23 protein-coding genes are annotated in these 25,083 nt (G+C 62.5%); 14 read left to right on the top strand and 9 right to left on the bottom strand.

Annotation, left to right across the window (positions count from 1 at the left end):
* The first annotated feature begins 198 nt into the window (after positions 1 to 198).
* Positions 199 to 543 (top strand): arsenate reductase (glutaredoxin), encoded by a 345-nt coding sequence (arsC, locus tag GRF63_RS04810; RefSeq protein ID WP_160484812.1) that lies wholly within the window; start codon positions 199 to 201, stop codon positions 541 to 543.
* A 36-nt stretch (positions 544 to 579) separates the two neighbouring features.
* Here the strand turns inward: arsC and GRF63_RS04815 are convergent, their stop codons facing one another.
* Positions 580 to 1,416: a hypothetical protein gene (locus tag GRF63_RS04815; protein ID WP_160484813.1), complete on the bottom strand. Its 837-nt coding sequence runs from the start codon at positions 1,414 to 1,416 to the stop codon at positions 580 to 582.
* A 67-nt stretch (positions 1,417 to 1,483) separates the two neighbouring features.
* Here GRF63_RS04815 and lipB point away from each other — a divergent pair, with 67 nt between their 5' ends.
* From lipB to GRF63_RS04830, 3 genes are read left to right on the top strand one after another with little or no spacing between them, the layout of a single operon-like run.
* Positions 1,484 to 2,170 carry a lipoyl(octanoyl) transferase LipB gene (gene lipB, locus GRF63_RS04820; protein ID WP_160484814.1) on the top strand — a complete coding sequence of 229 codons (687 nt, stop codon included), beginning with the start codon at positions 1,484 to 1,486 and terminating at the stop codon, positions 2,168 to 2,170.
* A gap of 3 nt (positions 2,171 to 2,173) precedes the next feature.
* A complete protein-coding gene (locus tag GRF63_RS04825) occupies positions 2,174 to 2,434 on the top strand; it encodes a hypothetical protein (protein WP_160484815.1) in 261 nt (86 codons plus the stop codon).
* 19 nt (positions 2,435 to 2,453) lie between these two features.
* Complete coding sequence (locus GRF63_RS04830; protein ID WP_160484816.1) at positions 2,454 to 3,377, top strand: DMT family transporter; 924 nt, start codon at positions 2,454 to 2,456, stop codon at positions 3,375 to 3,377.
* Here the strand turns inward: GRF63_RS04830 and GRF63_RS04835 are convergent.
* Together GRF63_RS04835 and nadA are read right to left on the bottom strand one after the other, a co-directional pair.
* Positions 3,364 to 4,704, bottom strand: coding sequence for a DUF2254 domain-containing protein (locus GRF63_RS04835; protein ID WP_160484817.1), 1,341 nt, complete (start codon positions 4,702 to 4,704; stop codon positions 3,364 to 3,366). The genes GRF63_RS04830 and GRF63_RS04835 overlap by 14 nt on opposite strands.
* Positions 4,705 to 4,752: 48 nt before the next feature.
* Entirely contained in the window at positions 4,753 to 5,745 is a 993-nt protein-coding gene (gene nadA / locus GRF63_RS04840; RefSeq protein WP_160484818.1) for a quinolinate synthase NadA, read from the bottom strand.
* 224 nt (positions 5,746 to 5,969) lie between these two features.
* On the opposite strand from nadA, the gene GRF63_RS04845 reads away from it, so the two are divergent.
* The 3 genes from GRF63_RS04845 (at position 5,970) to GRF63_RS04855 (ending at position 12,730) form a co-directional block, all read left to right on the top strand.
* Positions 5,970 to 7,673, top strand: coding sequence for a BCCT family transporter (locus tag GRF63_RS04845; RefSeq protein ID WP_337189612.1), 1,704 nt, complete (start codon positions 5,970 to 5,972; stop codon positions 7,671 to 7,673).
* A 360-nt stretch (positions 7,674 to 8,033) separates the two neighbouring features.
* Positions 8,034 to 10,682 (top strand): TonB-dependent receptor, encoded by a 2,649-nt coding sequence (locus GRF63_RS04850; RefSeq protein ID WP_160484819.1) that lies wholly within the window; start codon positions 8,034 to 8,036, stop codon positions 10,680 to 10,682.
* A 95-nt stretch (positions 10,683 to 10,777) separates the two neighbouring features.
* Entirely contained in the window at positions 10,778 to 12,730 is a 1,953-nt protein-coding gene (locus GRF63_RS04855; RefSeq protein ID WP_160484820.1) for a tetratricopeptide repeat-containing sulfotransferase family protein, read from the top strand.
* On the opposite strand, the gene GRF63_RS04860 is transcribed toward GRF63_RS04855, so the two are convergent.
* Entirely contained in the window at positions 12,727 to 13,071 is a 345-nt protein-coding gene (locus tag GRF63_RS04860) for a tRNA-binding protein (protein ID WP_160484821.1), read from the bottom strand. The two genes, GRF63_RS04855 and GRF63_RS04860, sit on opposite strands and share 4 nt — an antisense overlap.
* Before the next feature lie 93 nt (positions 13,072 to 13,164).
* On the opposite strand from GRF63_RS04860, the gene GRF63_RS04865 reads away from it, so the two are divergent.
* Positions 13,165 to 14,391 carry an MFS transporter gene (locus tag GRF63_RS04865; protein WP_160484822.1) on the top strand — a complete coding sequence of 409 codons (1,227 nt, stop codon included), beginning with the start codon at positions 13,165 to 13,167 and terminating at the stop codon, positions 14,389 to 14,391.
* Positions 14,392 to 14,397: 6 nt separating this feature from the next.
* Here GRF63_RS04865 and GRF63_RS04870 read toward each other — a convergent pair whose 3' ends face one another.
* Together GRF63_RS04870 and GRF63_RS04875 are read right to left on the bottom strand one after the other, a co-directional pair.
* Positions 14,398 to 15,114, bottom strand: coding sequence for a DUF4230 domain-containing protein (locus GRF63_RS04870; protein WP_160484823.1), 717 nt, complete (start codon positions 15,112 to 15,114; stop codon positions 14,398 to 14,400).
* Positions 15,099 to 15,995 carry an MBL fold metallo-hydrolase gene (locus GRF63_RS04875; protein WP_419865944.1) on the bottom strand — a complete coding sequence of 299 codons (897 nt, stop codon included), beginning with the start codon at positions 15,993 to 15,995 and terminating at the stop codon, positions 15,099 to 15,101. Before GRF63_RS04875 ends, GRF63_RS04870 begins: the two co-directional genes overlap by 16 nt.
* Before the next feature lie 25 nt (positions 15,996 to 16,020).
* Here GRF63_RS04875 and glpK point away from each other — a divergent pair, with 25 nt between their 5' ends.
* On the top strand, positions 16,021 to 17,496 hold the full coding sequence (gene glpK / locus GRF63_RS04880) for a glycerol kinase GlpK (protein WP_160484825.1): 1,476 nt from the start codon (positions 16,021 to 16,023) through the stop codon (positions 17,494 to 17,496).
* Here glpK and GRF63_RS04885 read toward each other — a convergent pair.
* Together GRF63_RS04885 and GRF63_RS04890 are read right to left on the bottom strand one after the other, a co-directional pair.
* The gene (locus GRF63_RS04885; RefSeq protein ID WP_160484826.1) at positions 17,493 to 17,957 is read right to left on the bottom strand and encodes a DUF1465 family protein; all 465 of its coding nucleotides are present in this window, start codon (positions 17,955 to 17,957) and stop codon (positions 17,493 to 17,495) included. The genes glpK and GRF63_RS04885 overlap by 4 nt on opposite strands.
* A 130-nt stretch (positions 17,958 to 18,087) precedes the next feature.
* Positions 18,088 to 18,285 (bottom strand): YdcH family protein, encoded by a 198-nt coding sequence (locus GRF63_RS04890; RefSeq protein ID WP_160484827.1) that lies wholly within the window; start codon positions 18,283 to 18,285, stop codon positions 18,088 to 18,090.
* A gap of 204 nt (positions 18,286 to 18,489) precedes the next feature.
* Here GRF63_RS04890 and GRF63_RS04895 point away from each other — a divergent pair, with 204 nt between their 5' ends.
* The 5 genes from GRF63_RS04895 (at position 18,490) to tilS (ending at position 24,304) form a co-directional block, all read left to right on the top strand.
* Positions 18,490 to 18,645 (top strand): YdcH family protein, encoded by a 156-nt coding sequence (locus tag GRF63_RS04895; RefSeq protein ID WP_160484828.1) that lies wholly within the window; start codon positions 18,490 to 18,492, stop codon positions 18,643 to 18,645.
* 84 nt (positions 18,646 to 18,729) lie between these two features.
* On the top strand, positions 18,730 to 21,000 hold the full coding sequence (ptsP, locus tag GRF63_RS04900) for a phosphoenolpyruvate--protein phosphotransferase (protein WP_160484829.1): 2,271 nt from the start codon (positions 18,730 to 18,732) through the stop codon (positions 20,998 to 21,000).
* 97 nt (positions 21,001 to 21,097) lie between these two features.
* Positions 21,098 to 22,216: a helix-turn-helix domain-containing protein gene (locus tag GRF63_RS04905; RefSeq protein WP_237392285.1), complete on the top strand. Its 1,119-nt coding sequence runs from the start codon at positions 21,098 to 21,100 to the stop codon at positions 22,214 to 22,216.
* Between the two features lie 191 nt (positions 22,217 to 22,407).
* Positions 22,408 to 23,367, top strand: a complete 960-nt coding sequence (locus GRF63_RS04910; RefSeq protein ID WP_160484830.1) for a tetratricopeptide repeat protein — start codon at positions 22,408 to 22,410, stop codon at positions 23,365 to 23,367.
* Positions 23,345 to 24,304, top strand: coding sequence for a tRNA lysidine(34) synthetase TilS (tilS, locus tag GRF63_RS04915; protein WP_337189613.1), 960 nt, complete (start codon positions 23,345 to 23,347; stop codon positions 24,302 to 24,304). Before GRF63_RS04910 ends, tilS begins: the two co-directional genes overlap by 23 nt.
* Here the strand turns inward: tilS and GRF63_RS04920 are convergent.
* Positions 24,301 to 25,014 carry a L,D-transpeptidase family protein gene (locus GRF63_RS04920; protein WP_160484831.1) on the bottom strand — a complete coding sequence of 238 codons (714 nt, stop codon included), beginning with the start codon at positions 25,012 to 25,014 and terminating at the stop codon, positions 24,301 to 24,303. The genes tilS and GRF63_RS04920 overlap by 4 nt on opposite strands.
* Between the last annotated feature and the right edge of the window lie 69 nt (positions 25,015 to 25,083).

The raw sequence follows: 25,083 nt of genomic DNA on the forward strand, positions 1-25,083 counted from the left end.
AAGTGTGGCGGCGCCTGCCAACAGGGCCAGGCGGATGGCTGCGGTACGGATGATGAATTCCCTCAGAACGTCTATTGCGATTGATTTGCAAAAGCGCCTCTATTGAGAATGATTATCACTGGCAACACCAAATCTGCCATTTGCGCGAAAATTTTCCCGCGCTAGGGCGGCGGGGCATTTTCAATCGAGGACGATCATATGAAAGCGACCATCTGGCACAATCCGAGATGCAGCAAATCCCGCAGCACGCTGGCGATTCTGGAGAACCGCGAAGGCGTGGAGGTGGACGTGGTGGAATATCTGAAAAACCCGCCAAGCCGCGACAAGCTGGCCCAGCTTTACAAGGATGCGGGCATGTCACCTGCGCAAGGACTACGCCTGGGTGGAACTGACGCGAAGGAACGCGGCCTGCCCGAAGCCGATGCAGACACCGTGCTGGATGCGATGGCCGCCGATCCCAAGCTTATCGAACGTCCGCTGGTGGAAACGCCCAAGGGCGTGCGCCTGTGCCGTCCACCCGAAAAGGTGGAAGAAATCCTCTGACGGGCACGCCCGGCGCGCGCCCGTCACTTCGCCCTATTATTCGAAGGTTTCGCGTGCGCGGGCGGTGCTTCCACCGCTCAGCTGGCGATGCACGGCGGCAAGAACGGCCAGCATGATGGTGGTGTAGACCATGCTGATCAGGCCGCCGCCGATTGCCGTCACCAACAGGCCGATGGTTTCCCCCAGCACGGCGAACAGCGCAAATATCAATCCGGCCACCAGGGACAGCACCACCACCGCCACGATCAACAGCACGTAAAGCGCGAACAGCCGCAGGGAATTGCCCTTCGTCAGCCGCCATGACCGGGTCAGCGCATTGATCGGGTTCATGATGCCTTCGATGGCAATCACGGGAGAAGTCAGCGACAGCTTCACCCAGATGTACACCATCAGCGCGATGCCGACGAAAACCATGATCACGGCCAGCGCCGCGTTGATGGCCGCGCCCAGCGCGATCAGCAGGATGGATGGCACCACCATGGCAAGGCCAAGCAGGATTTGCGCGATGATATAGGGGATCAGCGCCTTGCCGCCGAAGGTCAGCGCCTCCCCCACGGTGGGGCGCGACTTGTCTGTCAACAATGCCAGCAGGCCCAGCATGCCGACGGCCTGCACCAGCGTGATGATCAGGTATATCCACCAGCTGCCGGCGAAATGATCCGCGAACAGGGCCATGACTTCCTGCGGATCGGGCTGATCGCCCAGGGCCTGCATCTGCATCACGAACGCATCTTGCGACGGCAGCACCAGAGCCGAGATGACATTGGGCAGGAAGAAGAACACGGCAGCCACGATCAGCACGACATCGCGATTGGCGGAAAGCAGCGAAGTCGCCTCGTTCCACGCGCGCTCAAGATCCAGTTTTTCGCCCATACCACCCTCGTTTCATGAATTGCCCACTTGATAAGCGCCTTCACACCCGCCACGCAATCGCCAAACCATGACCGACGCACACCTTTCTGATTTTGCCACGCCCGATGCGGGCATCGAATGGCGCCGATCCACGGGGCAGGTGCCCTATCGGGATGCATTGGCGCAGCAGCAGGCGCGCAGCGATGCCCTGATCGCCGGCGAAGGGCAGGAACTGGTGTGGATGCTGGAACATCCGCCCGTCTACACGGCCGGCACCAGCGCCGATGGCAGCGAGCTTGTGGATGCGCGTTTCGATGTTGTCGAGACAGGCAGAGGCGGGCGCTACACCTATCACGGCCCCGGCCAACGCGTGACCTACGTGTTGCTGGACCTGAAGAACCGTGCGCGCGATGTGCGCCAGTTCGTCCATGCGATGGAAGGCTGGGTAATTGCCACGCTGGCCGATTTCGATGTGCAGGCTTTCGCCGTGCCGGAACGAGTGGGCATCTGGACGCATGACCTGACCGGCGCAGAGGCGAAGATCGGCGCCATCGGCGTGCGCGTGCGGCGTTGGGTCACGATGCACGGATTTGCGGTGAACCTGTCGCCGGATCTATCCCATTTCGGCGGCATCGTGCCCTGCGGCATCGCCGAATATGGCGTTACCAGCATGGCGGCCCTTGGAAAGACAGTTGCGCCCGATGAATGGGATGAGGCATTGCTGGCCCGCGCCGGGAATTTCCTCGAGGCTATTTCGATTCCGGAGAATTCATAGATCATGTCACTGCGTTCAACTCTCGCCATCGCTGCCCCCCTGCTGCTGGCGCTGTCCGCTTGCGGGGATGACACGGAAGTCGCCGTTGACGATGACGGGAGAGAGGCATCTGGCGAGGTGCTGGACGGCACGATCAGCGATGAAATGATCCCGCTGGACGAGATGCGATCGCAGGCCCCGCTGGCCGAAGCTGCAGACGGCGAAGAAAACGGCGAAGGTGGCGGCGAAGGCAGCGGCGAGACCGATAACGCCGAAGCCGATTAGGCGCCGCGGCGCCGGGCATATGACAACGGCGGCAGAACCAGTTCTCTCCAGAGTGATGGGCACAAGGCTGATGGGCCTTGCGGCCCTGCTGCTGGGCAATATCGCGCTGGCCTGCGGCCCGTGGCTGGTGCGCCTGGCCGATACCGGGCCGGTTAGCGCGGGCTTCTGGCGCGTGGCGCTGGCGTTGCCTTTCCTCTTTTTACTGGCCGCACTTCGCAAGGAGCGGATCGGCGGCATCCCGCGCAGGGCCGTGCTGCTGGTGCTGGCAGGCGGGGTGTTCTTCGGCCTTGATGTTGCCGCATGGCATGTCGGCATCGGCGATACCCGCCTCGCCAATGCGGTGCTGTTCGGCAATTCCGGCAGTGTGATCCTGATGGTGTGGGGCTTCATCCTGCTGCGCCGCCTGCCACGGGGTCGCGAATGGCCCGCCATCATCGCGGCATTGGCAGGGGCAAGCATCCTGCTGGGCCGTTCGATGGAGCTTTCTCCGGCCAATCTCATCGGCGACCTGTTCTGTCTGCTGGCGGGCGTGCTTTACGCCGGATACCTGCTGTTATTACAGGATGCGCGGAAGGGTTTCGGCAGCTGGAGCGTGCTGGCCCTCTCCAGCAGCGCCAGCGCGGCGGTGCTGTTGTTGATGGCGATGGCACTCAAAGAACCGTTCTGGCCTACCGACTGGACCCCGGTGCTGGTGCTGGCCCTGTCCAGCCAGCTGATCGGGCAGGGTCTGCTGGTTTATTCGCTGCGCCTGTTTTCGCCGCTGGTGATCGGCATTGCCCTGCTGACGCAGCCTGCCGTGGGCGCATTGGTGGGGTGGATCGTGTTTGGGGAATGGCTGGTGATGCTGGATGTGGTGGGCATCGTGCTGGTGGGCAGCGCGCTGGTGCTGGCACGGGTGACCATGCCGAAGGAGCCGCCGCGCCCGCGCGTCAATCCTGTGTGAAGCGCACCTGCTTGAAATCGGTCATCAGCAGGTCGAACTTCTCTTCAACCTCGGCAAGGTCCGGCCCCGTCAGCGACAACCGCGCCTGTTCGCGCAGCAGGCTCGCCTCGCCCAGCAGCAGCTCGCGCCGTTCCGTCGAATCCAGCGTAACCGCGACGTCGCGCAAGGTGGAGAGCATGATTTTCGAGGCGATGGGACTGGTCGCCACCGCGCTGCGGATCGCGCCAAAGCCGCGGTGCACATAGTGGCGGAAATCGTCGGGCAGGGGATGGACGGGGCATTCCTCGCTATCATTGCCGCAAATATCCTTCACCAGCCGCCGCTGCCCCAGCTCCGTGGTGGCCGCGCCCAGCCAGTGCAGCGAGGTGACGGCGGTGAACGGGTCGTTGATGCCGGGCGACAATGCCCGCAGGCCGATCTCCACCAGCTCGTCTATCAGGAATTGCGGGTCCTGCTCCGGTGTACGGGCAAAGCCGAGGGTGAAACAGGCGCGCAGGTCGTCACGGCAGCCATCGGTGCATTCGCCGCCGGAAACCTCCAGCAACGGTAGGCCGGAATGCACGAAATCGCCGGTGCGAACCGTGAGCGTGACATGGCAATCATGCTTGTTCGCAACCTCCTCCAGATCGGAAAAGTCGATAAGCTGCACGTAACCCGGTTTTTTCGCCAGCAGCGGCTTGCCGCGTCGCCGGTCATCGGGCCCGTCGTCATTGCCAAGTTCGGGATAGGTCTTCCTGATCGCGCCCATCAGGCGGCTGCCGATTCCCTCGATCACCTTGTTGATACGAATGCCGGAAGGCACGTGGTTGAGGAAATAGACCAGCACCGCGACCGAGATCACCATCAGCACAAAGGCGATCAGCAGTGAAAGCTGCGGCACGAAGCCGGGAAGGGCGGTGGCAGCAGCGTCTGCCGCATCGGCGGGCTGCTCATCCTCCGCCCGTACGCTGCGCAGCACGGTGAGGGAGAACACGAAGGTGCCGATGAAAGTGGCGAGGCTGAACTGGTTGCCCTTGTCTTCCATGAAATTGGTCAGCAACCGCGGGCCATAGGTGCCGCTGGCATAGCTGACCGCCACGATCGTGATGGAAAACACGGTGGATGCCACCGCGATCATGCTGCCGGCGATCACCTGCAGCATGGTGGATGCACCATTGGGCCGCGCAGGCGCCAGCCAGGTGACATCGTTCAGCCACTCTGCCCAGCCCGTGCGGTCTGCATAGATGCAGGCCAGGGCGAGAACGAGCGCCAGAAATGCGAACAGCGCCGGATAGAACCAGTAGTTCGCGTTAAGCCGGCGCCACGCCCACAGGATTTCTGCTTTCATGATCGATCTAACGCGCGAAGGGCGCGGCGGTTGCCGCGCCGCATGACATCACGCGTTCGGATCGCCCAGATCGCCCTTGCCGATCGTGCCGCTCGCCATCTCCAGCATCTTGTCGAGGCTGGCCTTGGCCTTCAGGCGCATGCTCTCCTCGATCTCGATACGCGGTTCCAGATCGCGCAGGCACAGATAGAGCTTCTCCATCGTGTTGAGCGCCATGTAGGGGCAGATGTTGCAGTTGCAGTTGCCGTCCGCACCCGGTGCGCCCAGGAAGGTTTTCTCCGGCAGTGCCTTTTCCATCTGGTGGATGATGTGCGGCTCTGTCGCAACGATCAGCGTGTCACCGGGGAAGGTCTTGGCATATTGCAGGATGGAACTGGTGGAGCCGACGTGATCGGCATGATCGATGATGGCGGGCGGGCATTCGGGATGCGCCACGATGGGGGCGCCGGGATGCTCTGCCTTCAGTTTCAGCAGTTCCTTCTCGCTGAAAGCTTCGTGCACAATGCACACACCGGGCCACAGCAGCATATCGCGGTTAAACTTGCGGTTCAGATATCCGCCAAGGTGACGGTCCGGCCCGAAGATGATGGGCTGGTCTTCCGGGATCTGCTGCAGGATCGTTTCCGCGCTGGAACTGGTGACAATCACGTCCGACAGGGCTTTCACCTCGGTCGAGCAATTGATGTAGGTGAGCGCGATGTGATCGGGGTGCTTTTCCCGGAAGGCGCGGAATTTGTCCGGCGGGCAGCTGTCTTCCAGCGAACAGCCGGCTTCCATATCGGGCAGCACCACGATCTTTTCAGGCGAGAGGATCTTCGCCGTATCGGCCATGAACTTCACGCCGCAAAATGCGATGACATCGGCATCGGTTTCCGCTGCCTTCTTTGACAGTTCCAGCGAATCGCCCACGAAATCAGCCAGATCCTGCAATTCGGGCTTCTGGTAATAATGGGCAAGGATCACGGCGTTACGCTCCTTGCGCAAGCGGTCGATCTCTTCGCGCAGGTCAACGCCTGCCGGAATTGCTGTCTGGTCTGTCATGTTGTCTGGCCCGTCCTCGGTTGCGTCGGCTAGGTTTGGCGGCGCTTATATAAACAATGCGCGATTTTGCGAGAGTGTTCCGCCCCAAAACGGTTGCACGATGCAATGTTTGCAATACCGGACCAAGAGGCTATGTTCCGTGCCCTACCCAAAATCGGCAGAATGAAGGCGCGCATCATGCGTGCCGCTTGTAACGTTGCGGGTAAGGCAGGAGAGTATTCGTAGTGACTGAACAGGTGCCAGCGGGAAACTCGGACGACAATCGTATGGACCCGCCCTTGGTCGATTTGCCGATCAACACCCATGACAAGGGATTTTACGACGGCTTCAGCCGATCGGTCACCATTCCTGCCAAGGTCATCGTCTCGCTCATCATCATGTGGGCCATCTTCTTCCCGGTCAGCGCCAATGAAACGCTGGTTGCGGCCAACAACACCATCATCGCCACGTTCTCCGGCTGGTATGTCTATCTCGTCGCCGTGCTGATGGTGGTGACGCTGGTGCTGGCGATCATCCCGCAATCGGGATCGCTGCGCATCGGCAATCCGGGGGAGGAGCCGGAGTTCGGTTTCTTCAGCTGGTTCGCCATGCTGTTTGGCGCAGGTATCGGCATCGGCATGCTCACCTATTCCACCGGAGAGCCGCTGGCCCATTGGCAGAACAACCCCGATATCATCCGCGGCACGGTAGAACCGCTGAGCCAGGAGGCCATCGGGCCTGCCTATCTGTATACCTTCCTGCACTGGGGGCTGGCGGCCTGGGGCGCCTATGGCCTGGTGGGCCTAGCCATTGGCTATGTCGCCTATCGCCGGAATCTGCCGCTTACCATCCGTTCCTCCCTCGCGCCGCTGTTTGGCAAGGTGATGTCTGGCGGAGCCGGGCATGTCGTCGATGTCGTGGCCGTGGTGGCCACCATTCTTGGTGTTGCCGTTACCATGGGGCTGGGCGTCGAACAGTTCGTGGCCGGGCTTTACCGGCTGGGTATGGGCGATTGGCTGATGAATGCAGAGGGCACTTCCAGCCCCGCTGCCATCATCATCTCGCTGGTGCTGCTGGTGGGTGCATCCACCATCAGCGCCCTTTCCGGCGTGGGCAAGGGGATCAAGTGGCTGTCCAACATCAACATGGGCCTTTCCATCGCCATGCTGGCGCTGTTCGCGGTGGTGGGTGCCGGCTTCTATGGGCTGGAGCTGCTGGGTGTGGCGGTGTTCGAATATTTGCGTAACCTGCCGCAGCTTGCGCTGACATTGTTCAGCAGTGATGGCAGCTCGGTGGGCGATGCGCTGGTGCGCTGGCAGCTGGACTGGTCCGTTTTCTATTGGGCATGGTGGATCGCCTTTGCGCCTTTCGTTGGCATGTTCATCGCCCGCATTTCCCGCGGGCGTACGGTGCGCGAATATGTGTTCGGCGTGCTGCTGGTGCCATCGCTGATGTGCTTTGTATGGATGACGCTGGTGGGCGGCACGGCCATCGATCTGGAGCTTAGCGGCGTGGCCAATGGCGCCATCGTGGGTGCGCCCATGTCCGATCAGCTGTATGCCACGCTGGCCGTGTTGCTGAGCCCCGGCGTTGCCTGGGTGGTTTCCGGCCTCGTGGTGATCCTGCTGATGACCTATCTCATCACCAGCGCGGACAGCGCGATCCTGATCGTGAACACGATCAACGGTGCGGGTGAAACGGATGGACAGCGCCGCCGGCATATCCTGTTCTGGGGTGCTGCGCTGGCCTTCATGGTGGGATCGATGCTGATCATCGGCGGGATCGATGCGATCAGAATCACCATGATCATCGGGGCGCTGCCGTTCTCTGTCGTGGTGGCCCTGATGGCGATTTCCATCGTTAAGGCCGTGATTTTCGACATTATTCGCACCCGGCAGGGCGTGCCCTGTACTGCTGAGGCTTGCGAGGATTGGGATCCTGCGCAGTAAGTAAGCACCAACAGGATAAGAAAAGAAATCGTCTCCAAGAGAAGATTTTTCCCTGTTCAGCGTTTTATTAGAGTAGATTGGGTCTGCGGAATAAATAGAATTTAGATTCCTCTTGAGAAACGATGAATATATCTTTCAATATTTGACCGTTACATGAGAACCACTTTCATTGTGGTTATTCTGCAACATCTTTTTTCGCAGTCCGGTAAATCCTTCGAAACACTGTGGAACCTTGGCGACGGTGCCGTTATTCGGACGCGGCACGCGCGCTCTATTTATAGCGCGGCACCTATCTCAGATCATGTTGCAGCCGACCCTTCGCTGCATGATCGCGAACAGTGATCCTCAGAGGAATCAAACATGTCGAAATACATCAGCGGCGCGTCGATCGGCGCGCTGGCCATCGCAATCGCTACGCCTGCCGTGGCGCAGGATCAGGCCGCCCCCGCACCAGAAGCGCGCAAGGGCGGCGTTGGCACCATCATTGTCACCGCCACGAAACGCCAGGAAGATCTGCAGGACGTTGCCGTGTCCGTGCAGGCGCTGGGTTCAGAAGGGCTGGAAGAGCTCAATATCGATACGTTCGAGGATTATCTCGACCAGTTGCCCACCGTTACCGCAGGCGGCAGCGGCCCCGGCCAGAACACCATCTATATCCGCGGCCTTGCATCCACCACGCCCAACCTCACCACCGCCGGTGTTGCAGGCCTGGCGCCCAACGTGGCAATGTATCTGGACGAGCAGCCGCTGGCACAGCCGGGCCGTAACCTGGACGTTTATGCCGCCGACCTTGCCCGGATCGAGGTTCTCTCCGGTCCGCAGGGCACGCTGTTCGGTGCCAGTTCGCAGGCCGGTGTGGTGCGCCTGATCACCAACAAGCCAAGCCTTGCAGGCTTTGATGCCAGCGCCGATGCCGGCGTCAGCTTCACGCAGGGCGGCGCAACGTCCTACAAGACCGAGTTCATGCTGAACGTGCCGGTGACGGATACGATCGCGGTTCGCGGTGTCGCCTATCTCGACAAGCAGGGCGGCTATATCGACAACATCGCAGGCAAGCGCGATGCCAGCGAAAGCGCGCGTTTCCGCCCGGCGGGCACCGTGCGTTCCAACGGCACCGTGGTCAACTCGCTGCGCGGCGGTTTCCAGGCAGGGGCAGACCTTTCCAACGTCGACTTCATCCCTGCCGAAAACAATGCCTTCGTAGAGGACAAGTTCAACGGCACGACCTATGCCGGTTTCCGCGCCACGGCCCTGTGGGAAGTCACCCCGGACTGGACGCTGACCCTGGCCCATTCGCGCCAGAGCCTGGAAAGCGACGGCGTGTTCTTCGCCGATCCGGAACTCGGCGGCCTGGATGACCTGGAGATCCAGCGTTATTCGGATGACCGTCTGGAAGACGATTTCAGCAACACCAGCTGGACCGTGGAAGGCCGCCTGGCGATGCTGGATGTGGTCTACACCGGTGCCTATACCGATCGTGAGACGCAGCAGCAGGTCGATTATTCCGACTATCTCTTCGTCGGTCAGTACCTGCCCTATTACATCTGCGACGGTTCGGTTTCCTATCCCGGCGCGGCTGATCCTTCGGGCACCTGCCAGGCACCCAATCTCTATGTCACGTCCGACAGTGAGACGACCGTGTTCACGCAGGAACTGCGCTTCAGCACGCCCAGCGACTGGCGCATCCGCGCCACGGCTGGCGCCTTCTATTCCGATCTTGAGTTGAAGGAGCGCAACGACTTCAACTATCCGGGCAACATCCTGGCAGATCCGTTCGGCCCATTCGCCCCCAACTTCCCGCAGCCCGGTTTCAACACCGATCCCGGCCCGTTCCCGGAAGCCACCATCTTCCGCAACGACATCCGGCGGACGGATGAACAGATCGGCATCTTCGGTGAAGCCAGCTTCGATATCGTGCCCGATTTGCTCACCATCACGCTGGGTGCGCGGTATTACGATATCGAGGTGGATTTCGAAGGCAGTGCCAATGGCTCCTTCTGTAATTCCGGCGCGGCACAGGATGCCAATGCCTTCGGCACCGATCTGAACGATCTGTACGATGGCGATGGCAGCTACACCTTCATCAACAGCTGTAACGCTGCCCTGCGGCAGACGTTCACGCTGGATGATACCTTGCAGGACATTCAGAACGCGGGCCTCAACGCGTCGCAGGCGCAGCAGGTGTTCAACGCGGTTCGTGCACCGGACACTGCGCAGACGGACGGGTTCATCTACAAGGGTTCGCTGCAGGTAACGCCCACGCAGGATACGCTGATCTACGCAACCTATTCGGAAGGCTTCCGTCCCGGTTTGCTGAACCGTCCCGGCGGTGCCACCAATGGCGCGGGCTTCACCGTGCCGTTCGAACTGGCCACCGACGAGGTGAAGAATTACGAACTCGGCTGGAAGCTTGACCTGATCGACGGCCAGCTGCGCTTCAACGGCAGTGCCTTCTATGTCGACATCACCAACCTGCAGACGACGATCTTCGATCCCAGCATCGCCAACCTGTTCTTCTCGGACAATGCGGCCAATGCAGAGATCAAGGGCGTGGAGGCTGACTTCACCGTGGCCCCTTACGCACTGCCGGGCTTCACCTTTGCCGGTGCGTTCTCGCTGCTGGACACAGAGATCACGGAAGTGCTGACGCCGACGGATGATGTGCAGGTCGGCGAACCGCTTGCCTTTGCTCCGAAATTCCAGGGCAATATGCGCATTCGTTACGAATTTGACCTGTCGAGCACGCTGGAAGCCTATGTCCAGCCGCAGGTTACCTATTCGTCGAAGAAGTTCACCGACATTATCGAGATCAACAAGCTTGAGCTCGACAGCTACACCGTGGTGGACCTGTCCGCCGGTATCGTAGCCGATCAGTGGCGCTTCGAGATCTATGGTGAGAACCTGACGGACAAGCGCGCGCAGATTTCCGGCAACTACGTGAACGATCGGGAGCGTATCTCGGTAAACCGTCCGCGTACGGTGGGTCTCCGCGTATCCTACGATTATTGATCCAACCTTCCGCAATGGAAAAACGGCACGGGGGCGGACTGCGGTTCGCCCCCGTTTCTTTTGAAGCTGCGGCCATGCTTTGTTAGGGCGCGCCCATGAGTGAACGCGACGAACAACTCGCGCTGGCGCAAAAGGCGCTTCAGGCAGGCGATTTCGCAAAGGGGCTGGCGCTGGTGGAGCGGGTTCTGGCGACGGACCCGGCCGATGGGGAGGCGCTGTATATGGCCGCCGTGTCGCTGCGCTATCTGAACCGCGCGCCAGAGGCGGAGGCGATGCTGGCGCGGCTACATGCCGCCATGCCCGAATATGGCCGCGCCTGGCAGGAAGCAGGGCACTTGGCCCGCGCGCAAGGACAGGCTGCGCAGGCGATTGCAGCCTATCAGCGCGCGACCCGTTTCAACCCGGCGCTGGATGCCAGCTGGCGGGCCCTGGCGGAATTGCAGGACGGCGCAGCAGCCAAAGGCGCGCAGGCGCAGGCGGATCGCATCGCCAGCCTCCCGCGAGAGCTGGTTGCCGTCACCCATCACCTGCACGAAGGGCGCATCCTTCGGGCCGAGGAGATCTGCCGCCACTTCCTGCGTACCAATCCCAAGAGCGTGGAGGGCATGCGCCTGCTGGCGCAGATCGGCATCAAGCTGGGCATTCTGGACGATGCGGAATTCCTGCTGGAAAGCGCCCGCGTGTTCGAGCCTGCCAATGTGCAGGTGCATCTCGACTATATCGATGCGCTGCGCCGCCGCCAGAAGTTCAAGAGTGCGCGGGCCGAGGCGCAGAGCCTTTACGAAAGCGATCCTGCCAACCCGCTGTTCCAGTCGCACCTTGCCATCGAAAGCATGCAGACCGGTGATTACGACCGCGCGTTTGCGCTGTTTGCGCAGGTGCTGGAAAAAGTGCCGAACGATCCCGCAACGCTGACCAGCCGTGGCCACGCGCTGAAAACCATGGGCAAGAGCGATGAGGCGGTGGAAAGCTACCGCGCTGCCTGCGCCGCAAAACCCGATCATGGCGATGCGTGGTATGCGCTGGCGAACCTGAAGACCTACAAGTTTACAGATGACGAACTGGCCAGGATGGAAGAGCAGGCAGCGCGGCCCGATCTTGCTTTCATGGACCGCGTGCACCTCTCCTTCGCGCTGGGCAAGGCGCATGAGGACGGCAAGAATTACGAGGCGAGCTTTTGCCATTACGAGCGCGGGAATGCGCTGAAACGCGCGCAAACCCGCTATGATGCGGACATTATGAGCGCCGAACTGGCAAAGCAGCGCGAAGTTTGCACGGCGGAACTGTTCGCAAAACATGAAGGCGCCGGGCACGATGCGCCGGACCCCATCTTCATCCTTGGCTTGCCGCGCGCCGGGTCCACCCTGTTGGAGCAGATCCTTGCCAGCCACAGCCAGGTTGATGGCACGCTGGAATTGCCGGATATCCTTGCGCTGGCCCACCGCCTGCGCGGGCGCAAGGCGGGGCAGTCGCGCTATCCTGAAATCTTGCACGATCTATCGGCGGATCAGCTCAAGACCTTTGGCGAGCAATATATCGCAAACACCGCCATCCACCGGCAGGGCGCGCCGTTTTTCATCGACAAGATGCCCAACAATTTCCGGCACATCGGGCTGATCCACCTGATCCTGCCCAATGCAAAGATCATCGATGCGCGCCGCGCGCCGATGGATTGCTGCTTCTCCGGCTTCAAGCAGCTGTTCGCCGAAGGCCAAGAATTCACCTATGGCCTCAACGAGATAGGCCGTTATTTCGCCGATTACGTGGACCTGATGCAGCATTGGGACGAAGTGCTGCCGGGCCGCGTGCTGCGCGTGCAGCACGAGGATGTGCTGGATGATCCCGAGGGGCAGATCCGGCGGATGCTGGACTATTGCGGGCTGGATTTCGAGGAAGCCTGTTTGAACTTCCACCAGACGAACCGCGCCGTGCGCACCGCCAGCAGCGAACAGGTGCGCCAGCCGATCAACCGCGCGGGGCAGGGGGCATGGGTGCCCTTCGATCCATGGCTGGGAGAGCTGCGAAACGCTCTTGGTTTTCCGGCCTAGGCCAGCCGCGCACCGTCGGGCAGTTTGCCGCTTTCATCCGGCCCGGCCAGCACGATAGCGCCGTCTGCGTCGGGAAAGCCCAGCACCAGCACTTCGGACATGAAGGGCCCGATCTGGCGCGGCGGGAAGTTGACGACGGCCATCACCTTGCGGCCCTGCAGGCTTTCCGGCGAGTAGTGGTCGGTAATCTGCGCGGATGACTTCTTCACCCCGATTTCCGGCCCGAAATCCACCCATAGCTTGATCGCGGGCTTGCGCGCTTCCGGGAAGGGCTGTGCGTCGATTACGGTGCCGCAGCGAATGTCTACCGCCATGAATTGTTCGAAAGTTATCGTGTTCATCGGCAGGGACTTATGGGGCCAATTGGCGCATGTCCACCAGCGGCGAAAACACTGCTCTGGCGTAACAGCTTCGCCGCGCCTAGGGGGCGAATCATGGTGGCATCGCTCAACCTCGTCCGCCCGCTTCTGATGGCGATTTTCATGCTGATGGCAGGCAGCGGCTTCCTGAGCACGCTGATCGCGATCCGGCTGGAGGCAGCAGGGCAGGGCGACCTGCTGATCGGCCTGGTCGCCACGAGCTATTTCGGCGGGCTGACCATCGGCGCGCTGAAAGTCGCGCCACTGATTGGGCGCGTCGGCCATATCCGTGCCTTTGCGGCGTTTGTTTCCATCTACTCCGCCAGTTCGCTGACCTATGCGATCTTCGATTTTCCGGCGCTCTGGGTCGGCTTGCGCTTTGTGGACGGCTTCGTGATGAGCGGCGTTTTCGTGTGTTTGGAAAGCTGGCTGAACCGCGTTGCCCGGCCCGACAATCGCAGCGCCATCCTGGCGACCTACATGATCGCGCTTTATGCGGGCCAGGCAATCGGCCAGTTCCTGCTGAACCTTGGCGATAACGCGCCCGCGCTGCCGTTCATGGCCTCTGCCGTCCTGCTGTCGCTGGCCGTGCTCCCCGTGGCGCTGACCAAGATCGAACAGCCGATCCTGGACGAAGTCGCGCCGTTTTCGCTGAAGCGGATGTATGAAGTATCGCCGCTGGGCATCGTGGGTTCGGTGGCGACGGGCGTGATGCTGGGTGCCTTTTATGCGCTTGGCGCGGTGTTTGTGCAGCGACAGGGCCTGCCGCTGTCACAGGTGGCGCTGTTCACCTCCTGCGTGATCGGCGGCGGCGTGGCGTTGCAATATCCGCTGGGGCGGCTGTCGGACAGGTTTGACAGGCGCCGCGTCATCGTGGCCTGCATGCTGGCGGCCGCGCTGCTGTGCGCAGGGCTGGCGATGGTGCGCCAGCCGGATGCTTTGTTCATTGTGGGCGCTCTTTTCGGCGGGTTCTCCTTCGCGCTCTACCCGCTGTGCGTGGCCCATCTGAACGATCACCTGGAAGAAAGCGAAAGGGTGGGGGCGAGCAGCGGTCTGGTGCTGGTGTATTCTGTGGGTGCGGCAGCAGGGCCGATCGCGGGCTCGACGGCGATGGCGATATTCGGGCCAATGGGCTTGTTCGCCGCAATCGGCGCGGTGTCGCTTGCCGCGGCCCTGTTCGGCCTCTGGCGAATGGCGGTCAGCAAGCCGGTGCCCGATGCAAGGCAACAGGATTTCCAGGCCCTGCCGCGCACCACGCCGATGGCCTCGGTGCTGGAGGACGACGCGGAAAACTGGGACTAGCGCGGCCTATTCGTCTTCGAAGCGCACATTCACCTGCACATCGCCATAACCTGCAACCTGCAGGGGAATGGCAAGGTTCTGCGTCACGGCGGTTCGCGCCGCATCGCGGGCCAGTGACATCACCTCTGCATTTCGCGCGAAATCGCGCGCGCGCTGGGCTGCCTGCTGCGAATTGTTCCGGCTGAGAGAGACGGAGGCATCGCGGCTAACATACAGCCCATCGGTGAAATAGCGGGCTTCCGCCTCATTCAGATTGGGCGTGGAAACGGTGACGGCGGGCAGAGTTACCTGCAAGGTTTCGCTCGCCTCGTCCCAGGCGAAATCGCTGCGATCCATGTCCGACAGGTCAAGCCGGTATTCCACCGTGGCGGGCACGATCATCGCTTGGCGCGATTGCAGCGCGTCCACATTGAACGGGCCGACGCTGGGCGTGCTGACGCTTTCGGCCACCACGTCAAACCGGCTGGAGAACACAGTCAGCGCGTTCTGCTTTTCAAAGGCCAGCATGGACGTGGCGACGATATCGCCCTGTTCCTGAGGGCCCCATATCTCCCACGCCAGCCAAGCCAAGGCGACGACCAGCAGCAGCACCACCAGCCACGGTGCGCCGCGTGGCACGGCGCCGCGCGCATTACCGGCGGAGGTGTGCGCCGGTGGAGAGCCGACCGCAGGGTCCGCCGGGCGCACGCGTGTGCTCTCATCATCTTTTATAGTGTTGACCATATATCTCCTGAACGGATCACGGTGCCACGCCGTTCCATATCCAGCAGATGAGCGTGCACGCTTTGTGCAGCGGCAGGCCACAGCTTCTCGTTGATGCCCTTGTACATCACCGGCACCAGCGCCTCTATACTGCGGGCTTCTTCCGCCAGCAGGCGGGTGATCTGCCCTTCGCGCTGGCGGCGGTGGCCGATCATGCCGCGCACCAGCTGGCGCGGATTTTCCACTGCGGGGCCATGGGCGGGGTAATAGATGCGATCCTGTTCCCGATCATACAGGCGGGCAAGGCTGGCGAGGTAATCGGCCATGTCGCCATCGGGCGGCACCACCACGGTGGTGGACCAGCCCATTACGTGATCGCCGGTGAACATCGCGCCGCTTTCCTCCAGCGCGAAACACAGGTGATTTGACGTATGGCCGGGCGTGGCCACGGCGCGCAGCGTCCAGCCGGGGCCGGTCATCGCCTCCCCATCCTCCATCACCCGGTCCGGCGCGTAGGTCTGATCGAAGGGCGCATCGCTGCGCGGGCCATCGCTGCTGATATGCAGCGGCGCACAGCCCACGATGGGCGCGCCCGTCAACTGCGCCAGCGGGGCGGCTGCAGGCGAGTGATCGCGGTGGGTGTGGGTACACATGATGGCCAGCACCGGCCGATCGGCGATGGCGGATTGCAGCGCGGCCAGGTGATCATCGTCAGCCGGGCCGGGATCGATCACGGCAATCCCCTGATCCGCGCCGACAAGGTAGGTTTGCGTACCTGTGTAGGTGAAGGGGGAGGGATTTGGCGCCAGAACGCGGGCGACCAGATCTTCAAGCTGATCGACTTTGCCGGTGGGCCAGGTGGATGGATCGTGGGGTTGCGGGGGAGGGGCCATGCTGGGCATATGGCCTGCGAAGAGAGGAATGCCAATGATCGACCAGTCCATCCTTGTTCTGGATGAAGGAACCACCAGCACGCGCGCCATGCTGTTTGCGCAGGACGGGCGCTTTCGCGGGGTGGAGCAGGCGGAGCTGACGCAGCACTATCCGCGATCCGGCTGGGTGGAACATGATGCAGGCGAAATCTGGGACAAGACACTGTCCTGCGCCCGCGCCATGGTGGATCACGCGGGCGGCGCGGCGCGCATTGCCGCCATCGGCATCACCAACCAGCGCGAAACCGTGGTGGCGTGGGATCGTGAGACAGGAAAGCCGCTGTCCCGCGCAATCGTGTGGCAGGACCGGCGCACCGCGGATTTCTGCGCAAAGTTGAAGGATGCAGGTCACGAGGCGGAGGTGCGCGCACGCACGGGCCTGCTGCTGGACCCCTATTTCTCCGGCACCAAGATGCGCTGGCTGCTGGATCACGATGACGCGGTGAGGGCCGCGGCAAAGGCGGGCACGCTGGCCTTCGGCACGGTGGAAAGCTGGCTGGTGTACAAGCTGTCTGGCGGGTCACACCACATCACCGATGCCAGCAACGCCAGCCGCACGCTGCTGTTGCCGCTGGATGCCTCCAGCTGGGATCAGGAATTGTGCCAGTTGCTGGGCGTGCCGATGGAAACCCTGCCGCGCGTAACGGATTGCGCAGGCGAACTTGCCAGCACCGCGCCGGACCTGTTCGATGGCGCGATCCCCATCTGCGGCATGGCGGGGGACCAGCAGGCCGCGACTATCGGGCAGGGTTGCCTCAATCCGGGTGAGACGAAGGCGACCTATGGCACCGGCGCCTTCGTGCTGTCCAACATCGGCACCCGCGTTCCGTGGTCTGACAATCGCCTGCTGGGCACCGTGCTGTATCAGGTGGCAGGAGAGCGGCACTACGCCATCGAGGGCGCGGTGTTCGTGGCGGGCAGCCTGATCAAATATCTGCGCGACAGCCTGGGCATGATTTCCAGCGCGGCAGAGACGGAGGAGCTGGCCCGCTCCATTCCAGACAGCGGCGGCGTGGTGGTGGTTCCTGCCCTGTCCGGCCTTGGCGCGCCGCATTGGCGGCCAGAGGCGCGCGGCATCATCTCTGGCCTCGGCTTCGACACCGGGCGCGCCCACATCGCTCGCGCATCTTTGGAAGCGATGGCGCATCAGACACGCGATCTGGCAAGCGGTTTTGCTGCCGATGGCTGCCAATGGACGGGCCTGCGCATCGATGGCGGCATGGCCGTGAACGACTGGATGGCGCAGGATATCGCGGATCTGCTGGGCCAGAGCGTGACACGCCCCGATTTCGTGGAGACCACGGCCCTTGGCGCAGCGATGCTGGCGGCGGTGGGCTGCGGTATGAAGTCGAACTTGCAGGAAGCGGTCGATACGATGATCGGCACCGCGCAGACATTCACACCGAATATGAACGAGGAAGCGCGCCAGCGTCGGCTGGCCCGGTGGGAAGCGGCGCTAAGGAAAGTCTAGCTGGCGAAAGCGTAGCCAAGCCGCTGCCGCAGCCGGTGAACCGCCGCGGGCTGCAATTCAAAACGCGTCCTCCACGCCCTGTCCAGCCGTTCTATCCGGGCGTAGAAAGACACGGAACGATCGACCAGATCGGCAATATAGGGCGGCAGCATAGCCAGTTCCAAGGGGTCTGGCGCGGGCTGGGCAGGGGGCAGGCGGCCATGATGGCGCAGCTGAAATTCGCTCATGTCACCGGCAAGAAAGGCCCGCTGATTCAGCAGCCAGGCGATGGCGTGCATCATGCGGGTGGTGGTGCGCAAGGCCTCGCAACTCAGCGCCACGCGCGCGGCGGATGCGCCTGCTGCGGAGCTTGTAAAACCATCGTCAAAGTCGAAAGTGGCGCGCGCCTCGTCGGCCAGCAGCAGCGCATCTTCGTACAAGGTCTCGATGATGGAGGGTGATATGGTTGCGGGTTTTGTCATGCGGGCCGATCTTTAACGCCTTGCCGGGCGGCTTGCCACTCGCAGTGTGGTTAATTCCGACAGTGAATTCAGCCTGTCCCGATCATAAACGGAAATTGCGGCGTCGGCGGCACTGATTACGTAAGGCTGCCTAGGCGATGATATCGGGCGTCAGGTAATTTTCGATCTGGTTGATCTGATCGCGCAGCCGCAGCTTGCGCTTTTTCAGGCGGGCGACCTGCAACTGGTCCGGCCCGCCGGTGTTCACCAGCGCCTCTATCGCGATGTCCAGATCGCGGTGCTCCACCCGCAGGGAAGCCAGCCGTTTGCGCATTTCATCTTCGGTCATTCCGGCCGTGGTCCCCGCCATCGCGTGTTTTGCGGGACGACGCCCGCGCGGGGCGGTTCATCGCCAACGCGTTTGGAGATTTAGGGGTATTATGGTTTGATGACAATCACGCGGCGGCTGCCGTCTGCGAGTCGAATGGCAGTTGTCGTGGAACACCACGCGGGCCGGGCTTTATCCGGCCCCCTCTGTCTAGGAGACTGCCTCATGGAAACTTCGCACGCCCAAGCCCTGCAGCAAAAGCATGAAGGGCTCGATCGCCGGTTGCGTGAGGAAATGAACCGACCTGCGCCGGACAGTGCGAAAATCCAGGCAATCAAGAAGGAAAAGCTGCGCGTAAAACAACAGATTGCGCTGCACTGATACCATGATGGCCCGCCCCCGCAATCTGCGCGGGGCGGGACCGGGAATTTGCAAATTCGCCAATCTGCTATAGGCGGTTAATTGATGACAGCCGCCGCTTCAGCACGCCAGATCCTCACCAGCCTTCACGAAGTGATGGCATCGCGCACCCACGCGCAGGCAAAGCTGAACCAGGTCGTCGAAATCATCGCCGGGGAATTGTCGAGCGAAGTGTGTTCGATCTATCTCCTGCGTCAGGGCATGCTGGAGCTTTTCGCGACCCGCGGCCTGAACCAGGCGGCCGTTCACGTCACCCGGCTGGGCGTAGGCGAAGGGCTGACCGGCACCATCGCCCAGAATATAGAGACATTGAACCTGGATGAAGCCGCCGCTCATCCAGAATTCCAGTATCGCAGCGAAACCGGGGAGGAGAAATTCCACTCCTTCGCCGGCGTTCCCATCGTGCGCCGCGCGCGTGCCATCGGCGTGCTGACGGTGCAGCATGTCGATCCGCGCAAATATGAAGAGGTGGAGATCGAGGCGCTGCAGACCACCGCGATGGTGCTGGCCGAACTGATTCACAATGCCGGCCTGGTGGATGGGGAAGCGCTGGACGATGGCGGCAAGGCGCAAACCGGGCAGGAAGTGATCACCGGCCTGAAGCTGGTGAAGGGCCTCGCCATCGGGAAGGCCGTGTTCCACCAGCCGCGCGTGACCATCGAACAGACGGTGGCCGAAGATACAGAGGCCGAGCGCCAGCGCGTGTATCTGGCGTTTGACCGGATGCGCGAGCAGATCGACAACATGGCGAAGCAGGCCGATTTCGGCGTGGGCGGAGAGCAGGAGCAGGTTCTCGAAACCTACAAGATGTTCGCCTATGACGAAGGCTGGGGCCGCCGCATCAACGAGGCGATCGATTCCGGCCTCACCGCGGAGGCCGCGATAGAGCGCGTGCAGCAACGCACCCGCATGCGCATGCGTGAAATTCAGGACCCGCTGTTGCAGGATCGCATGCACGATCTGGAAGATCTGGCCAATCGCCTGATCCGCATCGTGTCAGGCCAGCTGGGTACAGCCGCGCAAAAGGGGCTGGCGCAGGATTCGATCCTGGTGGCCAAGAACCTCGGCCCGGCTGAATTGCTGGAATATGACAAGCGCCGGTTGAAAGGCGTGGTGCTGGAACAGGGATCGCTCACCGCGCATGTGGTGATAGTGGCGCGGGCGCTGGGCATTCCGGTGATCGGCCGTGTCTCAAACGTGCGCGGGCTGGTGCGCGACGGGGACGAGATGCTGGTGGACGGCGATGCCGGCACGGTGACCCTGCGCCCCTCCACAGCTGTGCTGGAAGCCTTCGAAACGCGCTTTGCCCGCAGCAAGGAAAAGAAGGCGTCCTACGCCCGGCTGCGCGATGTGGAGCCATTCACCCGCGATGGTGAGCGGATCGAGGTGATGATGAACGCCGGCCTGCGTGACGATGTCAGCATGCTGGCAATGACAGGTGCCGACGGTATCGGCCTGTACCGCACGGAGTTCCAGTTCCTGGTGTCCGCCGCCCTGCCACAGCGGGAGAGGCAGGCACGGCTTTACCGTGAGGTTCTGGAAGCGGCGAATGGCAAGAAGGTGATCTTCCGCACGGTGGATATCGGCGGTGACAAGTCGCTGCCCTATATCTCCAGCGAAATCGCCAAGGAGGATGAGAATCCGGCCATGGGCTGGCGCGCATTGCGCCTTGCGCTGGAGCGGGAAGGCCTGATGAAATCGCAGGCGCGCGCGTTGCTGGAAGGGGCTGCGGGGCGGGAATTGAACGTGATGTTCCCGATGGTTTCCGAACCTTGGGAATTCGATGCGGCAAAGGCCGTGTTCGATGGCCAGCTATCCTATCTGAAAGATCGCAAGCACAAGCTGCCCACCGCCATCAATTATGGCGTGATGCTGGAAGTGCCCTCGCTGGCCGAAGTGCTGGATCTGCTGCTGCCGCGCCTTTCCTTCGTGTCCATCGGCACAAATGATCTCACGCAGTTCCTGTTTGCCGCGGATCGCGCCAATCCCATGCTGGCGGAACGTTACGACTGGCTAAGCCCGGCAATCCTGCGGTTCCTGCACCGGGTGGTGCAGAACAGTATGGGCCACAAGATCGATCTGGGCGTGTGCGGCGAAATGGGCGGACGCCGGCTGGAAGCGCTGGCCCTGCTGGGCCTGGGCATCCGCCGCCTGTCCATCACGCCTGCGGCCATCGGCCCGATCAAGGAATTGATTCGGCGCGTGGATACGCGAGAGATTACCGATGCGATGAAGGGCTGGCTGGCAAATCCGCCGCAAAACATGCGCGCCGAACTACAGGCCTGGGCAGAAGAACGCGAAATCGAGGTCGAATAGCGCTTCGCACTGCACAATAGCTTGACTTGAGGCCCGCGGGTCGATTGGTGTGGCTACGGGTTTGCAGTTAACCCAGCACCTTTATGCTGGAGCGGTCATGACCGGATCTGAAGACGATATGGCATTTGAAGAAACCGGCGCGGAAGAATTCGCGCCTACAAGCGTGGGCTCTCGCCTGCGCGCCGCGCGTGAACGCAAGGGGCTGACCATCGATCAGGTCGCCTCTCAGACGCGGATCGCGGGGCGGCACCTGGAAAACATCGAGGGCGGCAATTTCGATAATCTGCCGGGCCGCACCTATGCCGTGGGCTTTGCCCGCACCTATGCCAAGACGGTGGGTCTGGACGAGGAAGAAACCGTATCCTCCGTGCGCGAGGAGATGGATCTTGCCACGATAGAGGAACGCTATGTCGCCGGATCGCGCGGCACGTTCGAGCCGGGCGATCCCGCCCGCGCGCCGGGTGGCAGACTGCTGTATTTTTCTATTTTCGCCGTCATCATCCTGCTGGTGGGCATTTTCTTCGCGGCCCGCGCCTTGTTTGCGCCTGCCGCCGAAATGCCATCGCTGGTAGAACAGGAACGGCAGGAACAGCGCGAACTGGCGCAGCAGCAGGCGGCTCAGCAACAGGCCGGGCCGCAGGCAGCGGGCGTTGCCGCCGATCCCAGCGGAGAGGTGGTGTTCACCGCCGAAGGGGAAACCTGGGTACGCTTTTACGATGGCGATAACAGGGTGCTGCGCGAAGGCACCTTGACCGAGGGGGAAAGCTTCACCCTGCCAGCGGGCGTGCAGAACCCGAAGCTTATCACCGGCCGTCCGGACAGGCTGGCGATTACCATTGGCGGTCGCCCCGTGCGCAAGCTTTCCACAGAGGTGGAAACGCTGTCCGATGTGCCGATTTCGGCAGAGGCGCTGCTGGCGCGCACCGGCGGCGTGCAAACCATCGGCTTCGGCCTCGGAACAGCTGCGCCCGAAACAGCCGCACCGGCGCAAACGTCGCAGCTGACGGCAGCGCCCGCGCCCCCGCGCGCGGCGGCGCCTGCACCGGCCCGGACGCAGGCACCGGCGCCTGCCCCATCGCCAACTCCGACGCCCACTCCCACACAGGCAACGGCGCCCGTGCAGCCGACGCCAGAGCCCGAAGCTGCGGCCACCGCGCCGCCGCGTGCGGTTCCGGCCGATGCTGCGGCGGACGATACTGCGACCGCAACGCAGTGATCGGCGGCTGACCCTTTACCGACCGGCGCATTTTTCACGGGGGAAACGCGGCCTTCCGCAGCTATCGCGCCCGCGTTAATCGTATATCTTGCCTGTGGCGTGCATGGTCAAAAACGGTCAATATGCATGAAACAATTATCGAATTGAGGAGATCGCTGGCAATGCTTGCAAGGTCGAAGACATCGTTTGCCATGACGCGCGCCGTCGTTTGCGCTGGCCTGGTCGCCATTGCCGTGCCCGCACCGGTCGCGGCCCAGTCCAATGATCGGCTGCAACGACTGGAGCAGCAGGTAAACGCCCTGCAACGCGCGGTTTTTCCGGGCGGGGATGATCGCTTTTTCGAGCCTGAGATCACGCCGGAGCGGGCGCTCCCGCAAGACACCTCTCCGCAGGTGACGACATCCGCGCTCACCGATGTGCTGGCCCGGCTGGAGGCAATCGAAGGCCAGCTTGCCCGCCTGACCGCCGCGACAGAGGTGAATGAAAACGCCCTGTCGTCCGTGGAAACGCGGCTGACCGCGATGGAAGGGTCTGACATCGCCGCCGTCACCACCTCTTCAACGGGGCCTGCATCGCAGTCTTCCACCACCAGCGCTGGCCCTTCTGGCGTGATCGCCGTGCCCAGCGACAATCGCACTTCGCAAACCGCGCCTGCCAGTAGCAACGTCGCTGCTGCCAGTTCCAGCACCAGCGAACCGGCTGCCGGCCCTTCGCCAGAGCGTTTGCAGGCAGTGCAGGGCATCGCCAAACCCGCCACCGGCGATGCTGGCGATGATGAATATACCTACGGCTTCCGCCTGTGGGATGCCGGTTTTTATCCGGAGGCGCAGCAGCAACTGGCCATGTTCGTGGAGCAATATCCCAATCACTGGCGCACCACCTATGGCCGCAACCTGCTGGGCCGCGCCTTCTTGGACGCAGGCGAGCCGCGCGCGGCAGCCACCCATTTCTTCGATAATTATCAGTCCGACGGCAACGGTGCCCGCGCGCCGGACAGCCTGCTGTATCTTGTCGAAAGCATGATCGCGCTGGGCGATACGCGCCGCGCCTGTATCGCGCTCGCCGAATTTGGCGAGAGCTACGCGGCACTGGCCGCGGGCCGCCTTGCCGATATGTATGGCGATCTTGGTGGCCGGGTCGACTGCAATTGATAATGGGCTGGTCACGCGCTTCAGGCAGGCGCTTGACCGGCTGAATCCCGATGGCGAAAGGATCGGGCTCGCCGTGAGTGGCGGGCCGGATTCCATGGCCATGCTGCTGCTGGCGCACGAAGCCATTCCCGGCGGTTTCGAAGTCGCCACGGTAAATCACGGCCTGCGCCCCGAAGCGGTGGACGAATGCGCATTGGTGCAATCGGCGTGCGAGGAGCGCGGCGTGCCCTGCGCGGTGCTGAACATCACGGTGGCGGCGGGCAATCTGCAGGCGCAGGCAAGAGCCGCGCGGTATCTCGCGCTGAATGAATGGGCGGCCCGGCGCGCTATCGGGCGCATCGCCACGGCGCATCACGCGGATGATCAGGCAGAGACTTTGCTGATGCGGCTTAACCGGGGCAGCGGCGTTGCAGGCCTTGCCGGGGTGCGCGAATTGCAGCAGCGCGAACCTGACGGTGCGGCCATTATCCGCCCGCTGCTGACATTCCGCAGGGCAGAGCTGCAAAGCGTGATCAACGTGCTAGGCCAGAATGTCGCGCATGATCCCAGCAATGCGGACCCGCGTTATGATAGGGTGCGGATGCGCAATGCCCTGGCCGATTGCGATTGGCTGGATATCGCATCACTGGCGCAATCGGCCAGCCATCTTGCCGATGCCTATGAAGCGCTGGAAAGCTACGCCAGCATCCTGTGGCCACAGATGGTGACGCAGGCGGGAGAGGGCTTCACCCTTGCACCCGGATCATCGCGGGAGATGAACAGGCGGCTGCTGGCCCGCATCATGGAGCAGATGGGCGGCAGGCCGCGCGGCGGCGACGTGGCGCGCCTGTTGCTGAAGCTGGAGCAGGGAGAGGGCGGCAATGTTGCCGGTGTGCTGGCGAAGGTGGAGGCAGGGCGGTGGGTGCTGACGCCGGAACCGCCGCGGAAAACGGGCTAGCCCTCGCTGGCCAGCGATCCGCCGACCCCCGTCATCACGCCATCGGTGATGATCACCACGTCACCCACGTCCGCAATATCGAACAGCTTCGATGCAAATTCGTCCGGCACTCCGATGCAGCCATGGCTGGCATAGCCGCGCTCTACCGTGGAGCCGCCGTGCACGGCCACGCCATCCCACGTCAGCCGCAGGGTCCAGGGCATGGGCGCATTGCCGTATTTCTCGGAGATATTGTGGCGTTCCTTGGTCAGGATCGGGAACGTACCGACGGGCGTGGGATGATCGGGCGTGCCCAGCAGCGCGGCAGCAGCGCCGATTTCATAGCCATTGCGAAACACGCTGATCACGCGCGCCTGCAGATCCACCGTCACCACCAGTGGCCCATCGGCGATGCCTTCATCGTCCCAATGCCACTCGCCATAGCGGATCGGGCCATCGATAGGCAGCACGCGCTTGATGACGAAGGGATCGTCGGGATCGTGGGCCGGGGCCGGCTGCACCACTTCATTGGCAACGAAGGTGATGGCGCTATCCACCGTATCGCTGGCGACGGAGGTGCTGTCTGCCAGCACATCTTCGGTAGAGAGCCAGTCCTGCATGGCCGCCTGCGCATCGTCAGTGCCACCCAGAACAGCAAAGCTGCCCACCAGCGCCACGATTGCCAGGCAAAGGCCTGCCATCCATTTCATTGCCACGTTCATAGCCAGCATAATGCGCCAATCGCGGCGCAAAATCCAGCGGATCGCGCGCCAGCGTCCCTGTTTGGAACGCCGCCGCCG

The organism is Aurantiacibacter rhizosphaerae (genome assembly GCF_009807005.1).
Taxonomy (GTDB): Bacteria; Pseudomonadota; Alphaproteobacteria; order Sphingomonadales; family Sphingomonadaceae; genus Alteraurantiacibacter; species Alteraurantiacibacter rhizosphaerae.